A 9666-nucleotide genomic window follows, 5' to 3' on the forward strand; every position below is an offset into this window, starting at 1 on the left:
ATTGCAGTGAGTTACCTGTCTGGACAATTGGAAAGGAAGGCGCGTACGAACCCGTCCTAGGCTGCGATGATTTCCAGACATTAATCTGGCGCTCGGCAATGAGTGGCACCCCTAGGCTGGTCATCATTGCGGGGGACAGAGGGCGAGGGAAAACCCATCGCCTCTCTCTGATTAATTCCATGCTTTCGGATGGTGCGCACCTGAAAATTAACCTCAGTTCTGAGGCATTATCAACAATCAGCGTCACGGGTCTGGTTTCCCTCATCTCCGGTATTGCCGGTTTTTCGGCCCCAGCACTTACTCCGGTTTCCGAGATGGAGTCGACAGCGACCGTTTGGATGAGGGATGAGGTAATACCCAAATTGATGGATTCCCTCCAGAATATACGGACCGGCCGGCTTGTGTGGATTTTAATCGCTGACCTGAACAACTACAGCATAAAGGATAAACAGACCTCTCAACTGCTTTTGCTGTTGTATGAACAACTCAAAAGGGTTGACTGGCTACGGGTTGTCCTGGATGGATTCAAAGGAGATCTGCCCGCCTCACTCAGTGACCATACTCCGCAACTGGTCGAGCGTGAACGAGCCTCAGATGCTAGCCAAAGTCACATCCAGACGTTTTTTGAGCGGTTCAGTGCTTACCTAGAACTGCCGGTGGATGCCATGACCATTGGCTTCGCCACCAATCTGATGCATCAGGAATACACTGGATTTCTGAATGATGACTCCGAGACTGCATTAAAAAGGCTTAATCATAAGCTTAAAGTTGTAGTCCCAGTTCTATTGAAGACCGTTAATTAATAAACGCTCGCATAGCCCCCGTTTATGGACTCGTTACTAACACAGGCCTTTTCATTGGCAAGCAGCATTGAAAAACGGCTGAACGCCCTGCAAAGTGGAAAAGGGGCTTCGGACAGAGAGGTGGATCCTGAGCAATTAAAGGCGTCATTGGCGGAAATTATAACATCCGGATCAGATGATACATATAGTGATCCCGATGGTAATGTCATTTCTGACATAACGGATAAGCTGCTTTTCAAATCCCGGGAGACAGCTGCGCTAATTGGCTGGTTCGACCCTGATTCACTGTTTTCAGCTTCCGTGCAGAGCAGTACAAAGCAGGCTGTATTAAACAGACTTGCGACATTCTGCCTGACAGAGATTCAGGGTGATAAAGTTAAATGGCTGTTAAAACACAACCAGCGTAAGAAAATCCTTGCAGAATTTGTAAGGCATGACTTACTGCCGAGTAAGCTCAGGCAACGACATCCTCGGACAGACAGGTTCGGAAAAATGCTGCGCCGCCTGTTGCAACACGGAGCTAATCTTAATCTTGAAAAGAACTCCAGGGAGGACATGCTTGCTCTTGCCTCCGCAATGGAGGCCACGGCATCCATTGGGATATCCCAGCCGGATGTTACAGGCATAAATCATTTACGCCGAAATAATAAGTTCCTGGCCGAATACCGGGTCCTGCTGAAAAATGGCTTTTATGGAAGAGCACCGGAGCTTAAACGGTTACGAGCCTTCCTGTCCTCTGAACGGAATGGTCGAAGCATTATCCCACCGCGAAGCCTGGTGCTGACCGGGATCGGAGGAGCAGGCAAATCCACTCTTCTGGCAAAGTTTGCGCTTCAGGTTCTGACGGACCGGAAAGCTACCATAGTTGTCCTCGATTTTGACAGACCGGGAGTAGATTACCGAGATTTATACTGGCTTGAGAAGGAAATTGTTAGACAGATCGGGGAACAGGCTCCTGGCTTAAGCGCCCGAACAGATCAGATTATCCAGGATGCCCGTGAACGCAATACTGATGGGGCTGTAAGGCAGTTCTTTACTTCCTATGAGAGTGTACTGTCCTATGAGATCAGCGAACTGCTAAAAAGCTCATCGGCGGGAGACCGTCCGTTGCTGCTGGTGCTTGATACGTTTGAGGAGGTGGTACACAGCGTTGGGGTAGACCCTATATATTCCTGGCTGGCACAACTCACCCGGGTACTCCATCCGGTTGTCCTGAAGGTGATTTTTTCAGGGCGACTGCCGGAATCGTTTATTAAAAGGTATCATCAACATCAGGGAGATGTCATTTTTGTTGATGAACTGGAACCAGGGGTAGCAGAAAAAGTGCTGCGTAAGCACAACGTTTCGCCCATGTTGGCGAAACGGATTGTTGAGTCAAAGCATTTCCCCCGCAGACCGCTGGAACTTAAACTGCTGGCTTCAATTGCATCAAATTCGGAGGACGACACGGTTTTTGATCTCGAAAAAGAGGTTCTGCGGGGCGGGAAAGCAGCCAAGGACCTTTTTGCAGGTATTGTCTACAGGCGCGTGCTACTGCGAATCAGTGATGAAAGGGCTCGGGCCCTTGCGTATCCTGGGCTTATACTCCGCTACGTAACGGCGGATTTGATTCGGGACGTCGTGATTCCAACGCTGCAGAGTTTTTCCCTCCATGATGTCAGAATGCTTCAGGTGCTTAGCTCACTTGATTCAACGGAAGCGATTGAACAAGCCCTGACCACACTCTGCTCTTACACTTGGCTGGTGAGCAGAGATGAAAGGGGAAGAGTGTGGCATCAGAAGGACCTAAGAAACACCATGCTTAAGGCAATTTCCGGACAGGAGCAGGAAAAAGCTGATGCCGTTCACATGCGGGCCATGGACTTTTTCAATAGCAGACGCTCTAGAGAGGAGTGGTCTGAAGGCATGTATCATCAGCTGATGTTGTGCCGTACTCCCCATGATGGCGGGGCAATAGAGCTGGCAGATGTAAAAGAGTCGCTACCATATATATCCGCCGCTTTAAGTGATCTGCCGAAGGCGGCAGCCACTTTGGTTCGGTTTGTCATTGATAGTCATGTTCCTGATGAAGATGTAAGACTGCTACCGGATAGGTATCTGCCTAAGGCCTACAACAATACAGGTCTACGACTTCTTAATGACCGCGAGTTCGGCAGGGCTCTGGACCTGCTACAGAGGGGAATTGATACCAAAATAGCTTTCTCAGCCGGGAAAGGCTCTGCGTTTTCCCTTCAATGGGAGTGGGAGACTCTTTTCGTTACCGCCCGGTGGGGCGAACTGCGGGGGCGGATCAGTGGGGTGGACCGGAAACGCAGCGATATGCATTCCGGGCGCTCTTCGGTCAGTTCTGTTTATTTCAATTTAATTATTGCCCCTCCCGCTTATTATTAGATAGTACAGGAGCGAGAAATACGGTACGCAGCTTGTTTTATCCCCTCAAGACTATACATGTTGACAAGCGTTCAAAAACTATAGGTCCTGATTTTCAGGTGAGCATGACCAGATTGTGCGCCTGTTTTATTATGCTCTCACGGGAGAAAAACGCTGGTTCATTCGACTTTGTTTACGCTGCGGACTTGTTAAAGTCTGTTGTTACACAGGATTACTTTCCATTGACCTCAAATTTTAAAAGAAAATTACTGTTCCTGAATCTTATTGCTCATCCTGACTGGCCGGATTATAGTCTGAACCTATCCCCCTCCACATTGAGACTGACTCCTGCCGCTCTCAATCAGTTAATTCTTGAGCAGGATTTGGTGAGACTCGACGCCGAACTGCACGGGCTTATCGGGAAAGTTGCTCAGAATCTGGTCAGAAAAGCCGGCTCGAAATCCTGGACGGCAAAGGGGCTGCTCGGCGCGGTTGACGCCTTGCATAAAAAAGAAAATAACTGGCGCGCTGTCAAGCTCTTCGTGGCCGGAAAAGCAAGAACCGCGGAATCAGTTCTTGCTATTGTCAGAGGGCCTGATCCTGAATTTCGTGATCCCATCCGCTTTGCGCTCCTTGAAGCATATCCCGGCCCTTCAGCTTTTCCCCGTTTGGCCAAAATTATCGCGTCACTTATCCCCTATGAACTGGATGATCTAGAGCCGAGTGTATTCGCTGACATCATCGCCGCAGATCCTGAGCGCGGCCTTGAATCCTACATAGAACTGATCGACCGCAACTGGTCGCTGGGAGAACTGCTGAATAAAGCCCGAAATGAATGTGCGGACCTAAGTCCAAAGCTGGCTCAGGTACACGCGGCCTATACACGTTGGGACGAAGCCATTCGAACATCGGTATTGCAGCGCTTTCATGATCTTATTAGACTTGGTTCATGACCGTGTCACGCCCGCATCGAATAAAAGTGATATTCAGGCACCGCCGCACGGTAAATCTTTCGAAAAATGCATCCCAACGTAAGCTATCCCTCTTCCAGCGCATCCGATCTGAGCCTTTCCGCACATTACAGGAAAATGATGAAGGCTGGAGGGCAACTGCTCGAGCACCTCGAAAATAACGACCCTGATCTGTCAAACGGAGGTATTCGGGAAAGGCTTAGTACGGTCAGGGCGGAGTTGGATCGTATAATAAAGGAGCAACTGGGTGGGAAAGCTGACCTTCATTCACTGGCTGACCGGATTTTTAAGGATGGGGACACAGCCCTGCGTATGATTCGTGATCAGGACGAGGCCGGCCTGCGGCAGCATACCCGGCTGCTGTCGGCCCTGGAAACGATTGTGCGCACTGATGGCTCCAGACCTTCCTTTATGATTCAGAACGGCTCGGTAAACATCAGTAGCAGCCCGGTGGGCGGCTGGAAAAATAGTATTGTGGCGAGCGCCGACCTGTTGTTTAATGCAGGTGCCTGTGTCGGACGTATAGACGTGCCCTTTACGGTTCAGGGCTTTGCGGGCACGGGCTTTCTGATTGCGGAAAACCTGATTGTGACTAATCGCCACGTTCTGCAGGGGATTGCTTTGGAAAAGCCCGACGGAACGTGGAAACTGCAGGCAGGTGTACGGATAGATTTCGGTCATGAGTTTCGTGGGGTGGATTCTGTTAACCCCAGGGATCTAGCCCGGGTGGTTTTCAGCGGGAAGCGACCCATAGATCTGGGAGCATCAAAGCTTGACCACTCCAGGCTGGACTTGGCGCTCATTGAACTGGCACCAAGCAGTCAGTCAGCAGGACCCCGCATGTATCTTTCCCTTGACCAGGCTCCCGACTGGGCAATGCCGGATACAGCGGTCTATACCATCGGTTACCCAGGTGCTCCTAATCTTTTGAATACGCCCTTCCCTCCCTCGTTGTTTGAGCAGATCTTTCAATCCACGTACGGGTGCAAACGGCTAGCGCCCGGAATGGTGCTGGCGGGGGCACCTAGCAGCCCTGCGTGGACTCATGCCCACGACGCAACCACCCTGGGGGTAACTCTGGGTCGGTAATCGTCGTGGTCGGGCGTGAAAACGCAGCGGCCGGGTTGCATTACGGTGGCAGATCAGACGAGCCACGCGAAAACTATGGCCATACTCTTGGAAAGGCCCTTGCCGAGACGGATGGGCGTTCCGGTAAAACCCTCAGGGATCACCTGCTTGAGTTCGGTGTCCATTTAATAGACAGGGCCGGTAATAAATAAGGCTGGCTCAAAGTAAAGATATTGCCTGCCTGAACCATTTTTCACCTTTCTTAAACACTGTACAGCATGAGTGCGGCCAACCTATCCCGAAAAGCGACATTCGACACGATGACGTGTCTGGGCACCGAAACACCTGAACGGCCGGCTCCGAGCCTACCACCATGCCAGTAAAGTTTGAGGACAGAAATGGGTATGAATCCGGCTTTCTGCACGGCTGGGACATCCCGCTGCCACTGGCGGTCGGCGCAAATGCCTCCGATATGCTTCCTCTGCGCAGGGGCGGAACCGGAGTGGAGTTAAAATATCAGAACTTTTCCGTGATTATGTCTGCTTCCCGCCGTCTACCAATGCTGACAGCTGTGAATCTTCTGGGCTTGGACAGGGAGCAGGTGGACCGGATTGATACGTGGTATTTTGATGGTCGATTAGATAAAAGCGACCAATGGGAGATGAATTATATCATGGGAATTCGCTTGACCGAGGACACATGGTCCGGCGGGAAGATCCGGTGTGGGGCCCCTTCGCGAAGCAGGCTAACGCCGACACCTTCCACTTTACCAACAGCTGTCCTCAAATGGCAAGCGTTAATCAGAAAACCTGGGTTGGCCTTGAGAATCACATTCTGAAAATGGCGAAAGCGGACGGCATGAGGATAAATGTATATACGGGGCCGTTTTTCAGCGACGCTGATGTAGATTACAGAGGGCCAAAATACCGCTGGCCTTCTGGAAGGTAGTAGCAATCGTGACGGAGGATGGAAGACCGTCCGCCACGGCTACAAAATCAGTCAGCAGCAGGAGCTATCAGAACTTGAATACATTTTCGCTGGCTATTTAACGTATCAGATCAGCGTTCAGGAGGTTATGGACCAGACGGGTATTAACTTCAGTGCTCTGCTGGATTACGATGGCTTTACACAACGTGCAGTCGTGACAGGTGAGCGCACAATAGAGTTGATAAATAACCTGGATCGTGTGAAATCTGATGGTAGACTTCAAAATCTCAGTTCATAACGCAGGAGGTGCTCCGAGAGCATCAAAAAGTGTGGGCAGTTGGGTGAGCAGCTATCGGTCAATCTCTGAATGGGAATGCTGAGCGCCTATAGATCATAAAGTAATCTGGCTGCCCACACTTTTTGATGCTTTCCGGTTACAAAACGTAAGCAGTGCCGGTGCCTGTAAATGGCCTGTGGGCTGTTTCGCCGGCTACTGTGCCGCCTCAAAAGCCCCGCCATCAACTCCTGCTCGGTGCGCGAGAGCTGGTACCGGCTGGCCACGTCCGGCCATTGCCGCACCGCGGCCACGACCTGCGCGAGCACCGCTTCCGCCTGCGCGCCCGACAGGCGGAAGTAAGGCGCCACCTCCGAGCCAGGTCGAGGTCTAGCGCGTTGTCGGTTACGGAATGTTGAGCTTGAGGCCCTGCCCGTAGCGGATGGGGTTCAGGTCGAACGCTGGTGAGAGGCGCCAGCCCTGGGCGTGAGCAGAAAGCCGTGGTTGCGCAGGTGGTCGTCGGTGTTCGAGACGCAGATGTTGAACACGATGCGCCGCCAGAGCTCAGTCAGGTCTTCGGCCACCTGGGCGCCCTGCTGCATGAGCAAGCCCGCCAACTCCAGGTAGCTGGCCCCGTCTTGGTAGCCAACAGGGTCATGCTGAAGCGAAGTGCAGCCGCTCGCCGGCGGCCGTGCGGTCAAAGCGCTGAGAGAGGAAGGTGTGGTGGCGGCTGTTGAAGCGCTGGGCCCGGCCGGTGGCCACCTGCAGCGGCTGCGCGGGCCAGTTTGTTCACCACGGCTTCCCAGGCGCCGACGTCGTGCTCGTCCTGCCCGCTGGGGAACTTAGCAATCCAGAGCTGCCCGTGCTCGTCCACCACGCTGGCCTTGGACGCGCGCCGCCCAGCGAAGACCCGGTTGCCACCAGCATAAACAGCCACTTGAGGTAATCCGGGTCCTGGGCGCGTCCACCCGCTCCAGCTGCAGGCTGGCGTGCTCCAACTCCCGCAGCGAGGTCCAGGGCGGGGCGGCCATGGCCCTGTTGTCGTGAGGAACGGGCCGGCCAAGTCGGTTTTGAAGCGCAGCCCGCCATACGGTGGCCATCAAACACCCCAGCAAGTAGTCCGATTCGAGCAGCGGCCGCTCGCGGCGCTCCTCCTGCGGGCCAGGGCGGCTTCGCGCCGGCGCATGAGTAGCCGTCCCCAGCGGTCGGGCGAGGAGTCCAGAAAGAGGCGAAGTTGGCTTGGTCTTCCGGCAGGTACTGCGGCCGGTAAACAGTGCAGCGCCGGGTCCAGCACCTGGGCCTGCGGCAAGGCCACCACTGCGCGTCATAGGCAAAGAAAACACTCCTTACCCGCACCGGCACGGCGAGAGCGTGCCCATCACCGCGTCCATCGACCAGGCCTGCCAGTCGGCGTACACGTAGAGTTGGCGGCGTTCAGCGGTTTTGGCCATGGGACTACTCGCCGGAAGACTGTTTAGGTGCCCGTACGCTCAACACACCAAGTCGGCATCCTGCAGCTTGCGGCCCAGCACGTCGTCGGCCGCCAACTGGAGCAGGTTCTTTCCAGGCCCAACACAAACAGCACTGCAGGTAGGCCGCCATGCTCACCGTGGAAGCGCCCTGCTCGATGGCGTGCAGGTGTTGCGGCTGATGGCCGCGCGCTCGGCCACGCGGCCGCGCTGAGCTTGCGGCGCAGTCGGGCTAGGCGGATGTTTTTCTCCCGCTTGCGTTAGCAACTGCTGCAAACGCGGTAAAAGGATGACTGGGTCTTTGGGCATAATGCTCAATATATGATGAGCAAAAGTAGAGAGATTAGCTCAATTTATTGCGCATTATATGGTGAGCGCACATTTCTGGGCCTAACGGGCAGTTGTGCTGATAATGGTACAAAACCTGAGCCCTTTCCTTGCTTACCCCGGCGTCTGCAATTGGCAACAGCGTACCGACCCAGGTAGAAGCTCAGCGTAGCCCGCAAATCTTCAAAAACAGCCCGCCCGGATTTTTGGTCGCCTTTACCTTGTCGGTCTTCAACTGGTACGTGAATTTGAAGAGTTGGTCCAAGTGCTTGGGTCGCCGAGGATGGTGGCCACCAGCTGCGGCTGATTGATACCGAGGGCCTCCAGGTGCTGGCGGGCCGCGTGCGCGCGGCGTCCTCCGCCGGCTGCTCAAAAGGAATGGGCAGCTGCTGGGGCTGCTGGCGGGCGATGGTAAAGCGCACGGCGTCGTAGGCCCGCCCCTTCTTCACCAACTCGTAGTCAATTTTGAGGTCGGTGTGCTCGCTGACCTGGCGCACGGCGATGTCGAGTACCCGGGCCTTGAGCTGGCTGATGTTCTGAAACAACTCCGGCTCCTTCCCCCTGGGGTCTTTCAGGTGCAGCATCTGCTTGAATTCGTCCAGCGGGTAGGTCCGCGTCGACGTCTTGTCCTTCCATTGGCTCACCAGCTGGTAGATGCGCTTGGCATACTTGCTGCTCAGCTTCAGCGCCGAGTGCAGCTGATAGGAGGTGAAGTTTTCCTTGAGGTTGAACAGGAAAGGCCGGATGGGCGCCGCCAGCTGAATCTGCAGGCACCCTTTGCCCTTGATGTACTCCCCCGCTGAAACATCCACAACTGCTGGTACGTGCGCTCATTCTCCACCTCGAACATGCGCGAGCCCATGTCGGCCGTCGCCTCGCGCAGCTGCTGGTAGTTCCACTGCCGCCCGGTCAGGGCTTCCACGTCCTTCACGTAGATGGTATACTCCTGGTCCGGCGTGTCATCCGGCGCAGCCGGGAAAGCAGGTAGAAGAAGATGTCCAACTGACAGGCGGTGTAGTCGTAGCGGGCCTGGGTGATGGCGTTGTGCTGACGAACGACGGGAACCGGAGCCGGCTCGACAACTACAACGGCGGTATCTTCAGGCTTCATAAACTAGGACATAAGGACGCAGGAATAAGGCAAATGTAAGCGTTCGGCAGATAAAAACCACAGTGGTAGTTGAGCGTGGTTTTCGCTTATAAAAAGTGGTGGGTAGACTTATAAAACGTGAGAGTTCGCTTATAAAAGGTGGTACTAAAAAATAAAAAGTGGTTTTCGCTTATAAAAAGTGGTTTTATACCATTATATACTATTGAATATCAGACACTTATGAGTACTACAAATAGACAAGGACTAACAAATAAACTCACAAAGGTTGTTGATGCCGAATCCGAATAGCTTTTTAGGGTGGTGGTTCAAACCCAGACCAAACAAACAAAAAAACAACAAAAAAAGAA

The 9666-nt window shown here is 53.6% G+C and carries 7 protein-coding genes and 1 pseudogene; 5 read left to right on the top strand and 3 right to left on the bottom strand.

Annotation, left to right across the window (positions count from 1 at the left end; translation table 11 throughout):
- Positions 1–98: 98 nt before the first annotated feature.
- From MUN79_RS29715 to MUN79_RS32225, 5 genes are all read left to right on the top strand, one after another.
- On the top strand, positions 99–803 hold the full coding sequence (locus MUN79_RS29715) for a hypothetical protein (RefSeq protein WP_244678592.1): 705 nt from the start codon (positions 99–101) through the stop codon (positions 801–803).
- A 24-nt stretch (positions 804–827) separates the two neighbouring features.
- Positions 828–3194 (top strand): ATP-binding protein, encoded by a 2367-nt coding sequence (locus tag MUN79_RS29720; protein WP_244678593.1) that lies wholly within the window; start codon positions 828–830, stop codon positions 3192–3194.
- A 32-nt stretch (positions 3195–3226) separates the two neighbouring features.
- The gene (locus MUN79_RS29725; protein ID WP_244678594.1) at positions 3227–4126 is read left to right on the top strand and encodes a hypothetical protein; all 900 of its coding nucleotides are present in this window, start codon (positions 3227–3229) and stop codon (positions 4124–4126) included.
- 66 nt (positions 4127–4192) lie between these two features.
- Entirely contained in the window at positions 4193–5233 is a 1041-nt protein-coding gene (locus tag MUN79_RS29730) for a trypsin-like serine peptidase (protein ID WP_244678595.1), read from the top strand.
- A 633-nt stretch (positions 5234–5866) separates the two neighbouring features.
- The gene (locus MUN79_RS32225; protein ID WP_375378288.1) at positions 5867–6160 is read left to right on the top strand and encodes a DNA/RNA non-specific endonuclease; all 294 of its coding nucleotides are present in this window, start codon (positions 5867–5869) and stop codon (positions 6158–6160) included.
- 702 nt (positions 6161–6862) lie between these two features.
- On the opposite strand, the gene MUN79_RS29735 is transcribed toward MUN79_RS32225, so the two are convergent.
- The 3 genes and pseudogenes from MUN79_RS29735 to MUN79_RS32230 all read right to left on the bottom strand — a co-directional run.
- A complete protein-coding gene (locus MUN79_RS29735; RefSeq protein WP_244678596.1) occupies positions 6863–7114 on the bottom strand; it encodes a HipA domain-containing protein in 252 nt (83 codons plus the stop codon).
- Positions 7115–8235: 1121 nt separating this feature from the next.
- Complete coding sequence (locus MUN79_RS29740; protein ID WP_375378293.1) at positions 8236–8793, bottom strand: hypothetical protein; 558 nt, start codon at positions 8791–8793, stop codon at positions 8236–8238.
- Positions 8794–8910: 117 nt separating this feature from the next.
- Positions 8911–9319, bottom strand: a pseudogene (locus MUN79_RS32230) (replication initiation protein); the annotation flags it as partial.
- Between the last annotated feature and the right edge of the window lie 347 nt (positions 9320–9666).

The sequence above is a fragment of the Hymenobacter cellulosilyticus genome, assembly GCF_022919215.1.
GTDB lineage: Bacteria > Bacteroidota > Bacteroidia > Cytophagales > Hymenobacteraceae > Hymenobacter > Hymenobacter cellulosilyticus.

Bases quoted from the DNA above. Each gene is read 5' to 3' on its own strand.
- MUN79_RS32225 (WP_375378288.1), top strand. From the start codon at position 5,867: ATGGGAGATGAATTATATCATGGGAATTCGCTTGACCGAGGACACATG.
- MUN79_RS29740 (WP_375378293.1), bottom strand. From the start codon at position 8,793: ATGCTGCACCTGAAAGACCCCAGGGGGAAGGAGCCGGAGTTGTTTCAG.
- MUN79_RS29730 (WP_244678595.1), top strand. From the start codon at position 4,193: ATGCATCCCAACGTAAGCTATCCCTCTTCCAGCGCATCCGATCTGAGC.
- MUN79_RS29715 (WP_244678592.1), top strand. From the start codon at position 99: ATGAGTGGCACCCCTAGGCTGGTCATCATTGCGGGGGACAGAGGGCGA.
- MUN79_RS29720 (WP_244678593.1), top strand. From the start codon at position 828: ATGGACTCGTTACTAACACAGGCCTTTTCATTGGCAAGCAGCATTGAA.